Here is a 20,810-nt window from a genome sequence, read left to right on the forward strand (position 1 = left end):
TTCTTCACCTCTACTTATATGTTCATACAATCATGTGGCGATTTGTTTATCTTCTTTATTATCGTGCAATGCTTTCTGATGTCTTTCTAATTCACGTAATCCCTGCCAAATGGTAATCACAGCATACCCCAAAAGCAATACACCTGGTATTAGCAACAGAAAAGCTCCATTTTGCGTTTGTGCGAAGCTTACGAGATATCCTAAATACGGTATTGTAAAACCTGTATATTCAGCGATAACATTTTCTGCAAAAACAGGATTAACATCTGCTGCGTTATTGTTATCTCCTTTTGTTTGGTACATGATGTGTTCTCCATTGTTCAATACTTCTGTAACCCGGTGAGTGACAAGTTTTGAATCCTCTTCCATAAATGTGATGACATCACCTTCTTGAAAACGAGTCGTATCCCCACCAGTTTCTACAGCAATGACAGATCCTGTTTGAATATCCGGCTCCATGGAACCAGATAATACAGTCTTGAACTGATAACCAAATAATTCTGGTTCTCCGCCACTTGCTTTCGTTGTAATAACAATAGTTGCCATCGCAACTAATCCAAAGAAAAGTACAAATGATATTAGATTACTTCCCCATTTTAGTAGCTTTTTTTTTGTTATTCTCATTGATTGCTCTCCTCGCTTTCACCCGTTTTTTCAGCTTCTGATTGTTCTACTTTTTCTTCATCCTCTATATTCGTTTCAGGTACAGTTTCTATATCTTCAATTTCAGCTTGATCATTATTATTTGAATTTTCTTCTAACTTTTGTTCTTCTGTATTATCAACATTACCCTTCGTATTCTTTTCCACATTATTGTTCTCTTTGCTACCGTTCTCTACTTTCTCTTCTTTTTGATTTTCATTCTCAGCTGTATCTTCTTTTTCTTGCTTGTTGGATTTACACTTAATCAAAATCTTTTTACTCCATTCATCATGCTGTTTTCCGTCATTTTTAAATTCAGGATGTTGGAGTACTCGAAATTGATAAGAACCATTTTTAGCAACATCAAATTTTAATGTAGCTTGTTTTCCAGATTTAAGAGGGGCTAATTCTTTTGTACTTATTTTTTCTCCCTTTGCTGGATCACCGTTTTTACTAAAATACACTTCATAAGTAGTTGACTGTTTCATATCTTTTCCAATATTTTTCACTTTCGCCTGGAGAGTTTGCACACCACAACTAGTAATTGGATCAGTTCCTTTTTCAGTGAATACAAGTTCACTTCCATCCCACCAAACTCCCGCTCGCACATACCCATCTTGATTTCTCTCTGAAAAAAACGAGGCTGTTCCAGTTGTAGTAATCATAGATAAACAGGCAATTGCTACGTATAATATGCCAACTAATTTAAGTATAAATATACTTTTCTTCTTTGATTTAAACTTACGAACTCGCTTCATACGCAAGTTAACCCCTCCCCTGATTAGCTATTACTTTGGTTTATTAATTATTAACCGGAATAATTAGTAAATCAAAGTATACTAAACAACAAATATGTATTAGAAACTGATATATAAATCAATTTTAAAATAAGATATTTTGTGTGAGATGCGAATTTCGCTGTTTTGATTTTCATTACAGGCGAACATTTTTTAGGTTTTTTAGCTATTTTGAAAAGAAGAACTCTTTTCAAGTGGATCCTCAACTCGTTATTCTGAGCAGGAGTCGCCGTCTTTCATTACAACCAAAGACAAGTTTTACTATAATTCGAACGTAATTATATATATCACTTAATTAATTAAAAGAAAACTTAGCTATTATGAATTGACTCATATATAGATAAAGAAGCAAAAATAACCTTTTTACCACGGTTAGAGATGAGATCCCGTGTACTAATGCACTGGGAGTCTCATCTTATTTATACACCCTGGTTTATTACTTATCTAAATAAATACCACTTTACTCTGCTTCCTCTTGACTTGCATGGAAGATTAGGTCGAATTTCAATTCATCACCTTGAAACATATTTTGATCGCCACCATTGTCTTTAAACCAGAAATCAAATTGTAGTTGTGTTGTAGATTCAGACACTTGGCCTTCGGTGAGAATCACATCTTTTAATTCACTTATTGGAATATACTCAGATAAAACTTCATCTGAGTCTTTATTAGTTATTTTGACTAAAATATGATCTGCAAAATTAGCTTTATTATTATCTTTATTTTTATCATTAATAGAATAAGAAGAAGTTAGAAGCACATCTCTAAACGTAAGCGATCCTGCATTATGCAGATTAATAAAATATGTTTCCTTATCCCCAGGTTTTATATCTTCTAAGGATATATCGAGTTCACCTGATTTATCTGGTGATTGTAATTCTAAATCCAGTGTTCCTGAGACAAATGAATTTTGAGTGGTTTCCGTATCACTAAAAAAGGCAAACGTCCCACCACCTACAAATCCCATTCCAATCATTCCTGCAGTGACACCAATTAAAAGTTTTTGCTTGTATTGCTTCATTGTCAAACCTCCCTAATCTATAAATTAAAAGAGAAGGGAGGTTAGCCCTCCCCTAGATGTATTAACGTCGTTCCCCTTCAGTTTGTTTTGCATTAAACAACCATTTAAGCTGTAGAGAATCGCCTTGGAATTCATTTTGGTCTTCTCCGTTATCTTCAAAAGTAAATTTGACTACAAAATTGTGTGTCTTGCCAACTTCTAAACCAGGTTTAGTCCAAAATAGTAGTCTTAATTCTTTGATTGCTTCTGGCGACATTGTTTCTAGATCCTTAAGTGTGGTGGAATAAATAACATTATCAAGTTGGTTTGCATTATATAAGAAATCAACTTTTATATGCTCACCAAAATCCCCAGTATTGTTACCATCTGCATCAATTACTTCATATTCTGTATCTAGCAACACTTCTTTTATAGGTAATGAACCATCGTTTTTTAGTTTAAAAGTTTCTATCATGTAATCGCCTGGTTTTAAGTTATCTACATCAACAATTACTTCCGGGTGAACGCTTAAATCTAAGGTACCAGCTGTAAAGTTTGCTGTTGCTTCTGCTGTATCACTAAAATATGCAAACGTTCCTCCACCAATTAGTCCTAAACCTAATATTGCAGTTGCAACACCCATACCTAATTTTTTCTTTAATTTCATGTTCTTTTCCTCCAATTCATCATTTAATTTCGCTGTTTTCTTTTTTCCTTTTACTACGATTGCTATAATTAAAATAAGTCCTTTTTAACGGGTCCATGCTAACATGACCACAGCGATTTGCCCCCTCCCTATGTAATTTTACCTAATTCGTTCGCAATAAGATTTTTTAAGTTCTTTATAAAGAACGATTAACCTAAGTATATTCACTTCCCTTGAATAAGAAAAGGAGTAAATTCTGCCATTTATTCTATATAAAGAACAATTATCTTTTGTTTACTTCTTTTTACTCAATTTTATGTAGTTTATTAAACTTTAAATTCTTTATAAAGAACAACATTCAAACACTAATATTGACTATATTTTGTTTAATTAATATAGCTAATATTAAAATAAATTGACTTTTCCTATAGACGCTCTCTTTTATTTCCGATATAATTTATGCAAGATTTGATATTCTTTTAGGTTTAATATCATACGAAAGTCTTAAATTGTCGAAATATACGATAAAGATAGCGGGGAATAATAGTGGCTTCTAGAACTGAGAGAAAGCACCATAAAAAACGTAAAAAATGGCCGTTTTGGGTTGGAGGAATTTTATTAGTACTTTTGTTATTAATTAGCGGTGGAATCTTCTTAATTTATAATCAAGTTGGTGCAGTTGTCGACACTATGCATAGTCCATTAACACGTGATAGTGATCCTGACAGACAAAAAGAAATTAATCAATTATATAAAGAAAAAGATGCGGTTAATATTCTATTGTTAGGTGTAGATGAAAGAGATGGAGATTTGGGTAGATCAGACACAATGATACTACTCTCCATTAATCCAAATACCGATAAAATGATAATGCTCAGTATACCGCGTGATACTTATGTGAATATTCCAGGAAGAGGAATGGACAAAATTAATCATGCATATCCGTTCGGTATTATAGATGATATCGGTGGACCTGACTTATCTGTGCAAACAGTGGAAGAAACTTTTAATCTATCCATTCATTCCTATATCCGTGTTAATATGGAAGGTTTCCAACAAGGAATTGATGCAGTTGGTGGTGTAACAGTTAATAATGCTCAAGCATTTAGTAGCAGTGGTTATAGCTTCCAAGAAGGGCAAATCACACTTGACGGTCAAGAAGCATTAGAATATATTCGTATGCGAAAGCAGGATAATCGTGGTGATTTAGGAAGAAATGATCGTCAACGCCAAGTAATTCAAGCTGCTATGAATGAAGCAGCAAGCTTCTCTAGCATTACGAAGGCCGGAGAAATCTTAGATATTTTAGGAAATAATGTACAAACAGATCTTGATATGGATAAATTACAAACGCTATTAACCAATTACGCAGGAGCACGTAATAATATCACTACAATGGAAATAGAAGGACATGGTGAAACTATAAACGGCATTTGGTATTATATTGTCAGCGATGAAGAGATTAATCGAATTAATTCTGAAATCACTGGGCATATGCAGCAACAATAACATAAAAGGTCACCTGTTCAGCGAGCAGTGTGACTTTTTCTATTCGTAAGAGAGAGATTCATATACTTACTTTAAAAAAATGCTATACTTAAAAACGAACAGATTTTATGGGGGTCTAATTATGTTTAAGAGATTATTAATGTTTGGGGTAATGGTCATTTTATTAGCAGCATGTTCCGATGATCAAGTTGCTCCAAATGATAGGCTAGAAGATTTTACAAGTAAGATGGAAGAAGAAAATTATGAAGGCTTGTATGATTATTTAACACCTGAAGCTAAAGATACTTATTCAGAGGAGGATTCAACGTTACGTACAAAAAATATATATGCTGATTTAAATGTAACCGATTTATCATTTGAAGTAGAATCATTAAGTGAAGATGCTTTAGACACTGCTTTTGAAGAAAAATCAGCTTCTGTACCTTTTCATGTTTCAATGGAAACACTAGCTGGACCGATTGAATTTGATTATGAAGCAAATTTAAAACTCCTTGGTGAAGAAGACGAGGAAAATTGGTATATCGATTGGAATCCTGGTTTTATTTTTTCTGAATTAGCGGATGGTGGAGATCTGGGTATTTCTTCAACTCCTCCTAAGCGCGGGGAGATATTAGATCGCAACAATATCCCATTAGCAATGAATGGAGAATTATATCAAATTGGGGTTGTTCCTGGTGAACTTGGAGAAAACGCTGAAGCAAACAAAGAGAAAGTAGCTGATTTACTTGGTCTTTCTGTTGAGAGTGTTAATGAAACATTGAATGCCTCCTGGGTAACGGAGGATGTGTTCGTTCCATTGGCAAGTATTATGACAGACAAAAATGAGCTATTCCAAGACTTAATGGCTATTGATGGTGTAACTTATCGAGAAATCACTGGAAGAATTTATCCAGGGGAAGAAGCTAGCGCACATCTAGTTGGGTATATACGAAATGTAAATGCAGAAGATCTTGAAGAATTAGATCCGGGTGAATACAGTGCAAATGATAAGATTGGATCACGCGGCCTGGAAAGTCTTTATGAAGAAAAATTGCGTGGTAAAAAAGGTGCTACTATTTATGTAGAACAAGAAGGACAGGATGATGTTCTAATAGCAGAAAAACCTGTAGAACATGGAGAAAATGTTCAACTCACGATTGATATCAATATACAAGAAAAAATATTTGATCAATTTGATGGTAACCCTGGTAATGCTACAGCAATAAATCCGTCCACTGGAGAGACAATGGCATTAGTAAGTAGCCCATCCTTTGATCCTAATGAAGCGTTATATGGAACTTCTGAAAATTTCTGGGGTGCTTTGGAAGAAAACGAGCTTAATCCTGTATTAAATCGATTTTCTGCGACTTTCGCTCCTGGGTCTGTGATTAAACCCGTAACTGCTGCTATAGGATTAGATAATGGATCCATCGCTTACGGTGAAGGAATCGAGATTAACGGATTGACTTGGAGTAATGGCGAAAACTGGGGTGATTATGAAGTTACTCGTGTATCTACCTCTAACGGTCCTGTAGATATAGATGATGCATTAATTAGATCTGATAATATTTTCTTCGCGATGAAAGCAGTAGAAATGGGTTCAGATGCTTATGTTGATGGGCTTCAATCATTTGGAGTTGGTGAAGAATTTCCTTATGAATATCCCGTTCCTGATTCAACAATATCGTCAAGCGGCGATTTAAATGATGAAGTTTTATTAGCGAACTCAAGTTATGGTCAAGGTGAACTTGAAATGAGTGCTATTCATCTTGCATCTACGTATACAACATTTCTTAATAAAGGTAATATGCTCAAACCTACCTTATTAGTCAATGAAGAAAAAAGTCAGGTATGGAAAGAAAACTTAATAACAGAAGAACAAGCTAATAACATTACAGATTCTCTTCGTAAAGTGGTAACAGAAGGTACCGGTAAAGCTGCCCAAGAAGCTGATTTCCCTATTTCAGGTAAAACAGGCACAGCTGAGCTTAAGCTTACTAGCGAAGATAGCGGTGACGAGAATAGTTGGTTTGTTGGATATCCAACTGAAGAACAAGATATTTTACTATCTTTAATGATGGAAGGAACCAAAAACCATGACAGACCACCTGCTGTAGAAGTAGCTACTGATATCTTTATCAAGCTATATGAATAACGATCTAAAAGAACTCCACCAAAACAATGGTGGAGTTCTTTTTACAGTAGACTAGTTAATTTTATAAACATGTCATAATCATGTTGATCTAATGCTTTGTCAATTAATCGTTTAATATTATTTATTTCCAATTCTTTTATAATACGATGGACTTCTTTTTGATGATCGGTTATAGAGGTTGATTCTTCGGTTAAGTAATAGGATTCCGCAATTCCGTGTAACTGCTCTAAAAATTCAGGAATAGATATCAGTTGAGACATAGAAATAGTAATAATATCTTTTCCATTTTGGAAGGCAAAGACAGCATCCGTATTGACGATCCGCTTTGTTTTCCGGTCTATTCTAATCTCATTTGCCTCAACAGGAATGAATTGATACACTTTCTTATTCATCATTACCGAGAAATATTGATACGCCAAGATAATTCGGACAAACTTTTCTTCTGTCTTTACATAGTATGGCTTTAACATTTTAACTGTAACCACCTGTTCCACCTCCCATAGTATCTTATCATCAATCTAAATTTTCAGTTAATTCATTTTACACGACTTTAAGTTGAATTTCAAGGGTATTTCTAACTAACAATTATTTCAGAAGTCGTCAAATCACAATAGAAATTTGACGACTTCTGACTATATTTGAAGTTCAGATTTCTCTTCTTCTGTAAAAACTCTGGATCTAGTTAAAAATCTCTTTCCTTCCGGACCCTCTAAAGAAAACATACCGCCTCTTCCATCTATTACATCAATAATTAACTGTGTATGCTTCCAATACTCATATTGGTCTAAGGAAATATAGAAAGGTATATCACCTAGTAAGTGTCCTAGTAAAATATCCGATTCACCCGTACGCAATTCGCCCTTGGGGTAACACATCGGAGAACTTCCATCACAGCATCCTCCAGATTGATGAAACATTAATGGTCCATGTATATCCATCAGTTTTTTCATTAGCTGTTCGGCTTCTTTCGTCGTAGTTACACGTTCAACCATTATGCACACTCCTTCTAGAATAATCCAGCTGTTCCTTCACCATAACTAATGAGTAAATTTTTTGTTTGTTGGTAATGACCAAGCATCATGAGATGATTTTCGCGACCAATTCCTGATTTTTTATATCCGCCAAAAGCAGCGTGTGCAGGATATTGGTGATAACAATTGGTCCAAACACGTCCAGCTTCAATACCTCTCCCGAATCTGTAAGCAGTATTAATATCCCTTGTCCATATACCTGCACCTAAACCGTATAAAGTGTCGTTAGCAACTTCCATTGCTTCATCTTTATCCTTAAATGTCGTAACAGATAAAACTGGACCAAATATCTCTTCTTGGAAAACACGCATCTGATTATTGCCTTTAAATATAGTGGGTTCCACATAGTAACCTGCAGCTAGTTCACCTTCTAAAGCATTCACATTGCCACCAGTCAGAACTTCTGCTCCTTCTTGTTTTCCAATATCAAGATAAGATTTTATTTTTTCCATTTGTTCCTGAGATGCTTGTGCTCCCATCATCGTATCCGTATCTAATGGATGACCTATCTTTATTTTATTTACTCGTTCGATTGCTTTTTCCATAAATCGCTCATAAATAGATTCATGTACCAAAGCGCGAGATGGACAGGTACATACTTCCCCTTGGTTCAAGGCAAACATCACCAATCCTTCAATTGCCTTATCTACAAATGCATCATCTTTATCCATCACATCTTCAAAGAAAATGTTTGGTGACTTGCCCCCCAATTCTAATGTAACAGGAATTATATTTTCAGAGGCATATTGCATAATTAATCTTCCCGTGGTTGTTTCACCAGTAAATGCGATTTTTGAAATACGACTATTCGATGCCAATGGTTTACCCGCCTCTACACCAAATCCATTGACCACATTTACTACTCCATCTGGAAGTAGATCCCTAATTAAATCAAGCAATACATGAATAGAAGCAGGTGTTTGTTCTGCTGGTTTTAGTACTACACAATTTCCTGCAGCGAGCGCAGGTGCTAACTTCCACGTTGCCATTAAGATAGGAAAGTTCCACGGTATAATCTGACCAACAACTCCTAATGGTTCATGAAAATGGTAAGCTACCGTGTCATCGTCGATTTGACTTAAAGTACCTTCTTGCGCTCTTATAACACCCGCAAAGTATCTAAAATGATCAACAGCTAAGGGAATATCTGCAGCAAGTGTTTCACGTACCGCTTTCCCATTATCCCAGGTTTCGGCAACTGCAAGCTTCTCTAAATTATCTTCTATTCTGTCTGCAATCTTATTTAGTATTACAGCTCTTTCTGCAACCGATGTTTTCCCCCAAGAGTCTTTAGCCGCATGAGCTGCATTCACTGCAGCATCTACATCTTCTTTTGTTGAGCGTGCTATTTCACAGAACACTTCACCAGTTACAGGACTAACATTTTCGAAGTAATTACCGTTTATTGGAGGTTGATACTTACCACCAATAAAGTTATCATACCTTTTTTCAAAATTTACGATTGCATCTTGTGTATTTGGATTTGCATACCTCAAAATAGTTTCCTCCTTTTAATGTAAGCGATTACATTTATTGTGTGATTATCTTTGTTGTTTTACTAAGAAAAGTATATCAGATATCCACACACTTTTCCAATAATTCAATATATTATCAATAAATACATCTCCAGAACGTAAAAAAGACCCTTCTCCTTCCAAGGAGGGGGTCCTTACTAATAAAATTATAAAGATGTGTGTACTTAATAGAGATACTACTTTTTCATTTCAGGAATTACACGAACTTCTTTTTCCATTGATGAATTACATAGCGGACATGTCGGTTCTTCTTCAAAACTAAACGACTCTCTCATCCAACCTTGACAATCCCCACTCATACATGACCACACATTCGTTTCAACCTCTTGCACCGGTTCTTTCGGTCCTCTTGAAAAAGACATTAAAGCATCTCCTTTCTTCTCCATCTTCTATTATACGCTTTATTTTGCATAAAGGTAAGGGCATTAATGAGAAGAAAATTTAATTACTAAAAACTATAACAATGCAGATAGTAGAAGGTCTTTATTATAGTCTATGTAACAATGGAAATAATATACATAACTAGATACAATTATCATTATGATAACCCCAACTAACCCTATCATTTTCTATATTTTTTTATTTCTTAAAAGAAAATTTAGCAATTATGAAATTTACTCACTTATTATTAATATATGAATAAAGGAATCCGGCTCTAACAATGAGACGAAATTCCTTTTCATTTACTTATTAATTTTTTTAATTACATCTTTTATTCCAGTTCATCTTTTCCTATAACGCATATTTTTCGATCGCTTTTCCTACACCATCTTCTTCATTCGTATCTGTTGTATAGTTAGCAACTTTCTTTATAGCTACCTGGGCATTTCCCATAGCTACTCCAACACCTGATTCTTGAATCATCTTAATATCATTTAAGCTATCGCCAACTGCCATCACATTATCCATCGTAATTCCTATCTTCTCACATAAGAATTTTAATGCTTGTGCTTTACTAACACCTTTTGGATTTATCTCTATATTTGTAGGTAATGAATTGGTTAATTCCAATTCTTCATTATAGGATAATTCTTTTATCATTTGATCCAATTTATTCTTATCTTCAGAAGCACATCCGAATTTTAACCATTGGTGGTCATACAAGTTATCTGGAGCATGCCCTCTAAAAACTTTTTCAGTCGAAATCATCCAACAATGCATATTTTTTTCTCTAGCAAGCAAATACATTTTTTCAACTGTTTCCGTTTTAAGTAAATGTTCTTGTAATAATTCTTTTTCTACAGTCCAAATCTGTCCCCCATTTGCAGTAATAAGGTAAGAAGTCAATCCTAATTCTTCTGCAAATGGAAAACACGTATCCCAACTTCTTCCCGTACTTAATATTACATCGATTCCTTGCTCCATTGCATTCTGAATTGCTTTTTTATTTCGTTCAGAGACTTCATGTTCCGGGGTTAATAATGTTCCATCCATATCTAATGCAATTAGTTTCACTCGTTGTTTATCTGACATTCATACAAACTCCTTTATGCTTCAACTTCATCTATATTCTATAGTATACGGTAATTGTTATATGGAATTCCAATACAATACTTTACTTTAATCTAGTTTATGCTTGCGTATTCTTATGAAAAAATAAATAATATGAATGAGTATGCCGATCATTAATCCTTTAATTAGCCATGGTGTCTCAGATACAATTTGTTCATGTTGCGCGTCATTTATAGTTTGCCATACAGTTGAACTCATAAACAGAACTAAAAATAAACCTAATGTAGCTAACATTAATCTTCCTTCTTTATAAACAGGTTCTGCATTTTCCTCTGTTACTTTTACTGGATAGTTACTCATGTATGGTATCTTACACATAAAAGAAAAAACGAAAGAAAAGATAGTAGTGATTATTGGAAATATCCATTCCTCCTTTTGACATTGTTCTTGTAATTTCTCCGTTAAAATTATAATGTGCAGGAATCTGATCTGGTAGAGAACTATATTGTAAAGTAACAAAAAGATATAGTAGTCCTAGAAACGTATAAGTGATGATATGTATTCCTCTTTCTAATCGTGTTGCAGGTACTTCTATAATAGGATTTGTTTTCATTTAATTCTCTCCTATATCCTAGTATAGTTTACTTCTTAATCCAGTTTATGTCTCCTCATACGGATAATGAAATAAAAAAGGTGGATAAAAATAGAAATTAGAAGTATGTTTATCCACAGATTAGACATTTGATTACCTGGATTCAAAGCATCATAAATTATATTTATCTCCAATACAAAAAACAAAATAACGATGAGCACATTCATAGTACACACCATTAATCTTCCTTCTTTGTACACCCCTTCTGCATTTTTTTCTGTAACCTTAAGTGGATAATTAAACATATAAGGTACTTTACATATGAAAGAAATAGGAATAATTATTAGAGCTGAAATTACTGGTAGGATCCATATTAATACTTTTGAATCCATTCGTGTAATCTCCCCGCTAGAATTATAATGAGCAGGTATTTCTCCAGGTAGTCTAGAATATTGTGTTCCAATATAAATAAACATCACCAAAAGTCCAAGGTAGGTTATGATATGCATAATAACTTCAAATTTCGTAGGAGGAATTTTAATAATTGGATTAGTTTGCATAATCTAAACATCCAATACATATTTCTACAGCACGCTGAAGATCCTTTTGCGCAAAACTCGGGACAGCATTTGTTAGTGCTAGCTTATGAGATGCAGGTATGTGAATAAATCCTGAAGGAATATCTAGCTTTTTTTGCTGAATTTCATGTAATGCACGATACATCACATGATTACATACATAAGCTCCTGCGGTATTAGATATTTTTGCAGGTATACCGTTATTTTCTAGTTCTTTCACCATCGTTTTAATCGGTAACGTACTAAAATAACCATCTGGCCCATCATCTATGATCTTTTCTCCATCGGGTTTATACCCTTGATTATCTTTAGGACCTTCATTACAATTAATTGCTATTCTCTCTGGAGTTATTCGATTACGTCCAGCAGCTAATCCTAATGATATTATTGCACTGGGTTGTACTTTATGTATATTCTCCACCAAATGTTCTCCAGCTAAATGAAAATCTACAGGGATTACTTCGCCTATAATTTCCCACCCATTTAAATTTTCTTGATGTAAAGCTTGAACAATATCTTCGGTTGGATTAATTAGATTATCTAAAAAAGGTTCAAATCCAGTTAACAATACTTTTTTCATGACATCGTCCCTTCCCCACTTTCTATTATTCTATCAAAATAATGGATTAATTTCGACAATTTAAAGTATAATTATGACGGTAATTTGAACTTATCTAGGATGTAAACGCAACCAATTTTTGTTGTGTGTTTTTTTATATGCATGTATAATTTGAATAAGTCTGAAAAAAGGGGGAGTTTTTATGTTACAGCTGACGTGGCATTGGATGTGGGAGAAACACGATCAAGTAAAAGATCTTTTTCGTTTATTTGTTAAACCAAGCGAAGTTATCGAGAAGAATAAAAAAAATGGGACTACTCCATCATCCACAACGAATAATAATAACGGGGATGATGGGGGAAATAAACGTCAATATAACAAGGCACAATTAATCGGATTATTTCTTGGACCGATTTCATTTATATTAACGCTATTATTCTTTTCGCCAGAAGGGCTAAGCAGTGAAGGGCAAGCAGTACTTGCAAGTACCATATGGATAGCAATTTGGTGGATGACAGAAGCTATTCCAATTCCTGCAACCGCATTGTTACCAATAATCCTTTTTCCACTCACAAATGGATTAGACATTGGTGCAACAACATCTGCATATGGAAGCGATACAATTTTCTTATTCATGGGAGGATTTGTCATTGCACTTGCAATGGAACGTTGGAATTTACATAGAAGAATCGCCATTAGTATTATATCCGTTATTGGAACGAATACAGATCGAATTATTTTAGGATTCATGGTAGCTACAGGATTTTTATCGATGTTTATTTCCAATACAGCTACTGCCATGATGATGGTACCTATCGGATTAGCAATAATTTATCAGGTTTCTGATACATTAAAGGAACAAGGTGGATTTGATACAAGTCCAGAGAACTTTTCATTTGGTAAATCTCTCATGTTAGGTATTGCGTATTCAGCTTCGATCGGTGGAATGGCTACATTAATTGGTACTCCACCAAATGTTATTTTTGCAGGTACAATTAATACGATGTATGGTATAGAGATTTCTTTTGCATCTTGGATGATGTTCGGTGTGCCTTTTGCATGGATATTTATATTTCTGACATGGTTCTACCTATCAAAAATAGCTTTCAAAATGGAAGTTACTCAAATTCCTGGTGGCGCAAAGATAATCAAAGAAGAAAAGAAAAAGCTTGGAAATGCTTCATATGAAGAAAAAGCCGTATTTGTCGTATTTATCTTAGCTGCTATAGCATGGATTTCTCGTGAATTTTTATTAGGTCCTTATGTGAGCGAGAATATTAATGACGCAATTATCGCAGTCACGGCAGCTTTAGTTCTATTCTTAATACCTGCCAAGAATAAAAAAGGTGATTTTCTTATGAATTGGGAAAGCGCTATAAAACTACCATGGGGGATCCTCTTACTATTTGGCGGGGGTTTAGCTATTGCTGCAGGCTTTACAGCTTCGGGACTATCTGATTGGATTGGTGAACAACTTGCTGGCTTAGAAAATGTCGCTCCAATTATTATTATTCTATCTATTGCAGCGCTTGTAGTCTTCTTAACTGAAATTACGTCTAATACAGCAACAGCTACAATGATGTTTCCAATTATGGCAGCGCTAGCAGTCGCAGTTGGGGTTCATCCGTTTATTCTTATGATTGCTGCAGCTCTAGCAGCATCTTGTGCATTTATGTTGCCAGTTGCCACACCACCAAATGCAGTTGTATTTGGATCTGGGTATTTACGAATACCAGATATGGCAAAAGCTGGTTTCGCACTTAATATTCTTGGAATTTTACTCGTAACTTTAACCGTATATTTCCTTGTACCAATGGCTCTAGGAATAGATATAAATGAAATTCCTGCCTATATAGAATAATACATATAAAAGGTGGTCGAGAAACATTTTCGATCATCTTTTATATAGCAGTTTCTTTATTTTCGCGCTTTTTATCAACCCGAAATTGCACATATCGCTTCAACAGAATGTAAATAAGAGGTAACATTAATGCTACCGTAACAATGCCGTTCCATCCAAACATATTCCATAAAGGTCCTGCAGAACTTCCTAATGTTACGCCAATATAATAAGACACTAGATATAAACTAGATGCACTTCCTTTATGATGCGTGGCTCTCTCTGTAACAGAAGCTGCAGTTAAAGAATGTGTAGTGAAGAAACCTAAACAAATGATACATAGTCCTATTACAATAACTGACACTGATGTACTAAAAGTAAGTGCAGTTCCAAGACATAATACTACAATCCCTCCTATTTGAACATTCGGTAACCCAAGTCTACTAGCTAACCATCCTGCCATTGGTGCACCGATAATTCCTAAACCATATGCGTAGAATGTGTTAGAAATCCCTTGTAGTGACATTGAGAAAGTATCTGACTCAAGATGGAAAGGTAAAAATGTCCAAATGGAAGTAAAAGCATACTGCAATACAACACCTAGTCCAAAGACGACAATCATGGATGGATCCTTTAAATGATATAACATTCCCTGTAAATCTTTACCTATACTGACTTTACTAGGATGAAAAAATTTTGATTTCGGTAATAATAGAGTCATAAGTATAAAAATAAAAATACCTAATGCGGCTAATACATAAAATCCTATTTCCCATGAGAACTCAGCAGCTAGTGAACCTGTTAATACTCTTCCAACCATACCTCCTAGTGCGTTACTAGATATATAGAGAGCAGTCGCTATACTAGCACTTCGCCGATCTATTTCTTCACTAATATAAGCAAGTGCTGCAGCTGGTAAACCAGCAAGCAGAAATCCTTGCACAAAACGAAGCGTAATAATTAATATAAAATAATCAACCATAGGTATTAATAAGAATGGAATAGCAGTACCTATTAAGGATAATTTAATAAATACGGTTCTACCAATTCGATCGGAAATAAAACCAAAAATAATTAATCCAATAATCAGACCAACGATATTCATAGATATAGTTAATGTTGATTGAGACACGGATATCTGAAATTCCTGTACAAAGACACTCGATAAAGGTTGTACGGCATAGAGACTAGCAAAAATAAAAAAGGAACCTAGTGCTAAAGCAAATGATATTCTCCAAAAAAAAGCGTCCTTCACTCCATATTTATTGTCTTTCTTCATATGTATGACCTTCTTTGTATAAAAATTCTGTTACTTCCAATAATTACTATAACACATTAAGTGAGACACATTCAGAGGATTTTTCCTTATTTCCCTACAAAATGTACATCATTATTTATGTGGAATTTATCCCTACCTATCCTCTTTCTCTTAACCTTAATGGCTTGAACTGTTCAATCTCTGCTGATTTACATGCTCGATACGTATTCTAAGAAGGATTCTCTTCTACACATATGGACAATATAATCGAGTAATTTACATATTTCCTGGGAAATAAAAAAGCTTCTAGCGGATTTTTGAATCCTTCTAGAAGCTATATATGTTAAAAATCAATTAAATTTCTTCTTCCAATACTTCTATTAGTTCATTAGTTTCTTCAAAGTTAATAATTTGTTCTAATTGAAGAATTAATAATAAACGTTTATCAACTTTTGCTACTCCTTTTAAGAAGGTATCGCGAACTTTTCCAACTAACTTTGGAGGTTCTTCTATCATTTCTTCCTCAATATCGATTACTTCTGTAGCAGCATCCACTACCATTCCAATTTGCATCTCATTTACATGTACGACTAGTATTCTTGTATTATCTGTCTCTTCTAACTGATTTAGTAGTAATCTTTCTCTTAAATCAATAACAGGAGTAGTTTCTCCTCGTAGTTTAGTCACGCCTTTTATAAACTCGGATGTACGTGGAACTTCAGTTATTGTCTGCATTCTTTCAATTGATATAATTTGTTGAACATTTACTGCAAATATTTGCTCTTGTAGTTTGAACAGTATATATTTCTTAGACTCTACCATCTTGTTTCCTCCTTACTTGACTAATGCATTGGGATCAATAATTAACGCTACTTCACCATCCCCTAGTATTGTTGCTCCTGAAATGGCAAAAACTTCGCCTAGGTAATTTCCTAATGATTTTAACACGACTTCTTTTTGTCCAATGAAAGCGTCAACGATAAGTCCCGTCAGTTTTTCCCCTTTTTTCACAACAACAATTGCATAATTTTGTTGATCTGGTTTCTTTTCCATTGCCGGAACATTGAATATAGAAGCTAACGATACAATTGGAATGACTTTACCTCTAAAATCCATTACTTCTTTTCCGTGTGCAAGCATTATTTTATTCTTCGGTAAAACAACTGTTTCTATGATGGAAGAAAGTGGTACAGCATATGTTTCTTTTTGAACAGAAACAAGTAAAGTAGCAATTATTGATAATGTTAAAGGTAGCTGAATGGAAAATATACTGCCTTGCCCCGCGTTCGTTTCAATGGAGACTTGACCCCCTAGAGATTCAATTTTACTTTTTACGACATCAAGTCCTACTCCGCGTCCTGAGATATCCGATACCTTATCGGCTGTACTAAATCCAGATGACATTATAAATGCAGCTATTTGGTCATCGGTTAATAATTCTGCTTCTTGTTCTGTTATTAATCCATTTTCAATCGCTTTAGACTGCACCTTATCTCGATTTATACCTGCTCCGTCATCCTCTATTTCTATAAAAACATGGTTTCCGCTATGGAAAGCACGTAGAACGAGTTTACCTTCTTCCGGTTTACCATGTTTTCTACGTTCTTCTGGTATCTCAATACCATGATCGACTGAATTGCGTATCAGATGCACTAAAGGATCGCCGATTTCATCAATAACAGTACGGTCTAATTCAGTATCTGCACCGATTATTTCTAATGAAATTTGTTTATTTAGATCTTTGGATAACCCTCTAATCATACGTGGAAAACGATTGAATACTTGTTCAATCGGAACCATGCGCATAGCCAAAATAAGAGATTGCATGTCTGACGAAACTCTACTCATATGTTCGACAGTTTCCTTTAAATCTATATCATCTATTGTTTCTGATATTACTTCTAATCGGCTGCGATCTATTACCACTTCTTCAAATAAATTTAATAAATCATCGATTTTTTCTAAATTAACACGAATTGTTCGAGAAGAGGATGTTCTTTTTTCTGATTTGTTTTTTGAATTCTCTTCTTTCTTCACAACTGCAGGTTGAATATCTACTGCTTCATTGTCTTTTTTAATACTTTCTTTTTCACTCTCGACTGAACCCAATGTTTTAGAAAGAAGTTGTATATTTGCTTCTTTCACTTCAGATACCTTTTCAATAATTTCTTTAATGGTATTTGATGAATCACCTGTTAGCAATGTTAATTGAAATGATTGTCCGAAGTTTCCGTCTTCAATTTCTTCAACTGTTGGTGTAGTTTGAATAATCTCTCCATGACTTTCTAAAGCTTCAAACACCATATAGGCTCTCGCACCTTTAAGAATACATTCATCACTTAATTCTACTGATATTTGATATGGTTCAAATCCTTGTTCTTTCGCTTGTTTTAAAATGGTTAATTGAAATTCATCTAAATCCAATTTTTCTACATCTACTGTATTTACTTGTTGGTCAGGTATAATTATCGTTTCCGTTGTCGCTGCAACCTCACCTTTTTCGATTTGTTCTAATCGTGATAAAAGGGTAGTAACATCTTTTTTTCCATCATTACCTTCACTAATAGACTGAACCATTTCTTCCAAATACTCTATTCCTACGATAATGCTATCTATGATCTCAGAATTGACAGTTAACTGATGATTACGGATTAAATCTAATACATTTTCCATCTTATGGGTTAAGGAAGCGATATCCTCAAATCCCATTGTAGCTGACATTCCTTTTAACGTATGGGCAGATCGAAATATTTCATTGACGATACTAATATCTTCGGGTTCTTTTTCTAACTGTAAGATATTATCATTAATTATTTGAAGGTGTTCTCTGCTTTCATCTAAAAACATATCTAAGTATTGCTCTGTCTCCATAGGTCATGTATCCTTTCCTCTTTTTCATTCTATTCTTTTTATATGAATCAATTTCATAATAAGATTTTTATGTGAAATCCGAATGTCATGCTGTTTTGATTTTCATTAGACGGATGCTTTTCCGCAGGTTCCAGTTTTTAGCTAACTTGAAAAGAAGAACACTTTTCAAGTTGATATTCAGCTAGCTATTCTGAGTAGGAGTCGCCGTCTTTCATTACAATCAAAGCCAAGTTATTCTTATACTTCGAACATTATCATACAACTATTACTAAAATATTCGTTTTTTGAATGAAACTTAGCAATTAAGAAATTGAATTGCCTCATATAATTATGTATGGAATTTATTAGAACTATTTCCCTAGTATTTATATCGGCACTTCCCTGTATATATAAAGTGTAATTAGTAGATAAAGTAACAGATTTAATAATGAAAAAGAGGTCGGACAGAAGTTTTATTGAAGGAACAGTACTTAAGGGTATACGTTAGTACATTGTTCATCTTCTTTAAATAAACTTTGTGTTATGTCCAAACCTCTTTAATATCATTATTATTCTGGTACTTGAATATCATAATTTGGTAATATTAATACTTCCACACGTCTGTTTATTGCTCTGTTTTCAGGACTCGTATTCGGTACAATTGGATGAAATTCTCCGTATCCTTTTGCACTAAACAAAGTAGGATCTAACTCTTTATTCTCTAAGATTAACGTCATAAAATTAATTGCTCGCGAAACACTTAATTCCCAATTCGAATTATATTCTTCTGTTTCAATCGGGACATCATCTGCATGTCCACTAATCACTACTTGATGCGGCGGCTCTGTATATAATAAGGCGGAAACATCGTTTGCTATTTCTTTGCTAGTTTCTTTTACTTCTGCACTTCCTGAATCAAAAAATACTTCATTAACCAAAGTTATCATTAATCCTTCATCCGTTAATTCCGTACCCAATTGTTCTGTCAGTTCATGGTCTTTTATATAATGATTAATTTGTGTCTGTAATGCTTGTAAATCTCTTAATTCACTTTCGCTTTGGTCTACTTCTTCATCCTGTTCTTCTATATCCTCGTCTTCATCTTCTTCGGTGCCTTCTTCAACTGGAGGTGGTACGGGCATTTCTTGATGGTCAAGGACTCCAGATCCTGCATTAGAAAATTCACTTCGAAATACGCTTGCGAGTTGCTCATATTTTTGTATATTAATATCACTCATGGCAAACAATACGATAAACAAAGCAACTAATAGAGTAAGTAGGTCTGCATAAGGAAGCAACCAAGATTCATCCATATGTGATTGGCTTTTCTTCTTCCGTCTCCTACTCATCCGAATTCCCCTCTTTTAACGAAGCTACATCTTTTGATGTAAGTAAAGAACCAAGTTTTTCCTGAACGATTAAACGGGAATCCCCAGTAGTAATTGATAAAATTCCTTCAACAATAATTTCTTTTTGTAAAACTTCTCTTTTCGATTTTTCACGTAATTTATTTGCAAATGGATGCCATAGAACATAACCAGTAAATATCCCTAATAAGGTCGCAATAAATGCAGCTGATATGGCAGCACCTAGTGCATCAATATCCGACATGTCCCCCAAAGCAGCTATCAATCCAATAACCGCTCCTAGAACTCCTAGCGTTGGAGCATATGTACCTGCCTGAGTAAAGATAGCTGCCCCTTCTTCATGCCGCTGTTCCATTGCCTCTATCTTTTCAAGCATAATATCTTTTATAAAATCTGGAGATTGTCCATCAATAGCAAGTTGTAAACCTGATGATAAAAAGGGATCATCGACTTCATTAACTTGCTGCTCTAGTGACAAGATTCCTTCTTTTCTTGTTTGATCCGCCCACTCACTAAACATTTCAATTATTTCTTTGGTGTTTGCTTGTTTAGGTTCTGTAAATATAATCTTAAAAAGTGCAGGTATCTTCTTTAAAGTACTTCCAGGAAATGCTATCGTAACTGCTGCCGCAGTCCCTAATAAAATAATTAAAATTGCTGCTGGGTTAATAAGAGCTTCCAGTCCCACCCCTTTTAATACCATTCCAACTCCAACGGCAATGAGGCCTAATATTAATCCAATAATTGATGTCTTATCCATTGATATCCTCCTATTAACAAAAGTTACTAATCTTTTTATCGGTAATTTTTATAACTTTTGTAGAAGTAGAGTTGTAATTTTTTGCAATAAGATAAATTGTCTCTAGATATTTCCATAGTGTATAAGATATACTCATAACTTTTTTTAAAACATGTATTATTTTTGAAATTTTTTTGTTATAAAAAAACAAGACTAATATCCTGGTTCCTATGATTGAAATCAAGAAAAACTGCTGTTATTATTCCATTTATTTCTATAAT

At 34.3% G+C, this 20,810-nt stretch carries 21 protein-coding genes; 3 read left to right on the plus strand and 18 right to left on the minus strand.

Going from position 1 to position 20,810, the window contains the following annotated elements; genetic code table 11:
- Nucleotides 1-30: 30 nt before the first annotated feature.
- From sipW to C794_RS13700, 4 genes are all read right to left on the minus strand, one after another.
- The gene (sipW, locus tag C794_RS13685; protein WP_017797712.1) at nucleotides 31-624 is read right to left on the minus strand and encodes a signal peptidase I SipW; all 594 of its coding nucleotides are present in this window, start codon (nucleotides 622-624) and stop codon (nucleotides 31-33) included.
- Complete coding sequence (gene tapA, locus C794_RS13690) at nucleotides 621-1,400, minus strand: amyloid fiber anchoring/assembly protein TapA (protein WP_230199349.1); 780 nt, start codon at nucleotides 1,398-1,400, stop codon at nucleotides 621-623. The genes sipW and tapA overlap by 4 nt, the downstream gene beginning before the upstream one ends.
- 499 nt (nucleotides 1,401-1,899) lie before the next feature.
- Nucleotides 1,900-2,460 (minus strand): TasA family protein, encoded by a 561-nt coding sequence (locus C794_RS13695; protein ID WP_017797714.1) that lies wholly within the window; start codon nucleotides 2,458-2,460, stop codon nucleotides 1,900-1,902.
- Nucleotides 2,461-2,521: 61 nt separating this feature from the next.
- Nucleotides 2,522-3,106 carry a TasA family protein gene (locus C794_RS13700; RefSeq protein WP_017797715.1) on the minus strand — a complete coding sequence of 195 codons (585 nt, stop codon included), beginning with the start codon at nucleotides 3,104-3,106 and terminating at the stop codon, nucleotides 2,522-2,524.
- Nucleotides 3,107-3,631: 525 nt separating this feature from the next.
- Here C794_RS13700 and C794_RS13705 point away from each other — a divergent pair.
- Complete coding sequence (locus C794_RS13705; protein WP_017797716.1) at nucleotides 3,632-4,594, plus strand: LCP family glycopolymer transferase; 963 nt, start codon at nucleotides 3,632-3,634, stop codon at nucleotides 4,592-4,594.
- Nucleotides 4,595-4,715: 121 nt separating this feature from the next.
- A complete protein-coding gene (locus C794_RS13710) occupies nucleotides 4,716-6,728 on the plus strand; it encodes a penicillin-binding transpeptidase domain-containing protein (RefSeq protein WP_017797717.1) in 2,013 nt (670 codons plus the stop codon).
- Nucleotides 6,729-6,769: 41 nt separating this feature from the next.
- Here C794_RS13710 and C794_RS13715 read toward each other — a convergent pair whose 3' ends face one another.
- The 9 genes from C794_RS13715 to C794_RS13755 all read right to left on the minus strand — a co-directional run bounded on the left by C794_RS13715 (nucleotide 6,770) and on the right by C794_RS13755 (nucleotide 12,496).
- Nucleotides 6,770-7,213, minus strand: coding sequence for an IDEAL domain-containing protein (locus tag C794_RS13715; protein ID WP_017797718.1), 444 nt, complete (start codon nucleotides 7,211-7,213; stop codon nucleotides 6,770-6,772).
- Between the two features lie 147 nt (nucleotides 7,214-7,360).
- A complete protein-coding gene (locus tag C794_RS13720) occupies nucleotides 7,361-7,720 on the minus strand; it encodes a DUF779 domain-containing protein (protein ID WP_017797719.1) in 360 nt (119 codons plus the stop codon).
- A gap of 14 nt (nucleotides 7,721-7,734) precedes the next feature.
- Nucleotides 7,735-9,255, minus strand: a complete 1,521-nt coding sequence (exaC, locus tag C794_RS13725; protein WP_017797720.1) for an acetaldehyde dehydrogenase ExaC — start codon at nucleotides 9,253-9,255, stop codon at nucleotides 7,735-7,737.
- A 215-nt stretch (nucleotides 9,256-9,470) separates the two neighbouring features.
- On the minus strand, nucleotides 9,471-9,656 hold the full coding sequence (locus tag C794_RS13730) for a cold-shock protein (protein WP_017797721.1): 186 nt from the start codon (nucleotides 9,654-9,656) through the stop codon (nucleotides 9,471-9,473).
- Between the two features lie 370 nt (nucleotides 9,657-10,026).
- Nucleotides 10,027-10,767 (minus strand): Cof-type HAD-IIB family hydrolase, encoded by a 741-nt coding sequence (locus tag C794_RS13735; protein ID WP_017797722.1) that lies wholly within the window; start codon nucleotides 10,765-10,767, stop codon nucleotides 10,027-10,029.
- Between the two features lie 87 nt (nucleotides 10,768-10,854).
- Nucleotides 10,855-11,106, minus strand: coding sequence for a hypothetical protein (locus C794_RS20185; protein WP_017797723.1), 252 nt, complete (start codon nucleotides 11,104-11,106; stop codon nucleotides 10,855-10,857).
- Between the two features lie 10 nt (nucleotides 11,107-11,116).
- On the minus strand, nucleotides 11,117-11,359 hold the full coding sequence (locus tag C794_RS20190; protein WP_017797724.1) for a DUF1648 domain-containing protein: 243 nt from the start codon (nucleotides 11,357-11,359) through the stop codon (nucleotides 11,117-11,119).
- A 35-nt stretch (nucleotides 11,360-11,394) separates the two neighbouring features.
- Complete coding sequence (locus C794_RS13750) at nucleotides 11,395-11,898, minus strand: DUF1648 domain-containing protein (protein WP_017797725.1); 504 nt, start codon at nucleotides 11,896-11,898, stop codon at nucleotides 11,395-11,397.
- A complete protein-coding gene (locus C794_RS13755; protein WP_017797726.1) occupies nucleotides 11,888-12,496 on the minus strand; it encodes a pyroglutamyl-peptidase I in 609 nt (202 codons plus the stop codon). Before C794_RS13755 ends, C794_RS13750 begins: the two co-directional genes overlap by 11 nt.
- Nucleotides 12,497-12,677: 181 nt before the next feature.
- Between C794_RS13755 and C794_RS13760 the strand changes: the two genes are divergently transcribed.
- Nucleotides 12,678-14,336, plus strand: coding sequence for an SLC13 family permease (locus C794_RS13760; protein WP_017797727.1), 1,659 nt, complete (start codon nucleotides 12,678-12,680; stop codon nucleotides 14,334-14,336).
- Nucleotides 14,337-14,376: 40 nt separating this feature from the next.
- Here the strand turns inward: C794_RS13760 and C794_RS13765 are convergent, their stop codons facing one another.
- The 5 genes from C794_RS13765 to motA form a co-directional block, all read right to left on the minus strand.
- Complete coding sequence (locus tag C794_RS13765; protein ID WP_017797728.1) at nucleotides 14,377-15,594, minus strand: MFS transporter; 1,218 nt, start codon at nucleotides 15,592-15,594, stop codon at nucleotides 14,377-14,379.
- A 333-nt stretch (nucleotides 15,595-15,927) separates the two neighbouring features.
- Nucleotides 15,928-16,395 (minus strand): chemotaxis protein CheW, encoded by a 468-nt coding sequence (locus C794_RS13770; protein WP_017797729.1) that lies wholly within the window; start codon nucleotides 16,393-16,395, stop codon nucleotides 15,928-15,930.
- Between the two features lie 12 nt (nucleotides 16,396-16,407).
- A complete protein-coding gene (locus tag C794_RS13775) occupies nucleotides 16,408-18,444 on the minus strand; it encodes a chemotaxis protein CheA (protein ID WP_017797730.1) in 2,037 nt (678 codons plus the stop codon).
- 548 nt (nucleotides 18,445-18,992) lie between these two features.
- The gene (motB, locus tag C794_RS13780; protein WP_017797731.1) at nucleotides 18,993-19,772 is read right to left on the minus strand and encodes a flagellar motor protein MotB; all 780 of its coding nucleotides are present in this window, start codon (nucleotides 19,770-19,772) and stop codon (nucleotides 18,993-18,995) included.
- A complete protein-coding gene (gene motA / locus C794_RS13785) occupies nucleotides 19,765-20,550 on the minus strand; it encodes a flagellar motor stator protein MotA (protein ID WP_017797732.1) in 786 nt (261 codons plus the stop codon). The genes motB and motA overlap by 8 nt, the downstream gene beginning before the upstream one ends.
- Between the last annotated feature and the right edge of the window lie 260 nt (nucleotides 20,551-20,810).

Source organism: Oceanobacillus kimchii X50, assembly GCF_000340475.1.
Classification (GTDB): domain Bacteria; phylum Bacillota; class Bacilli; order Bacillales; family Amphibacillaceae; genus Oceanobacillus; species Oceanobacillus kimchii.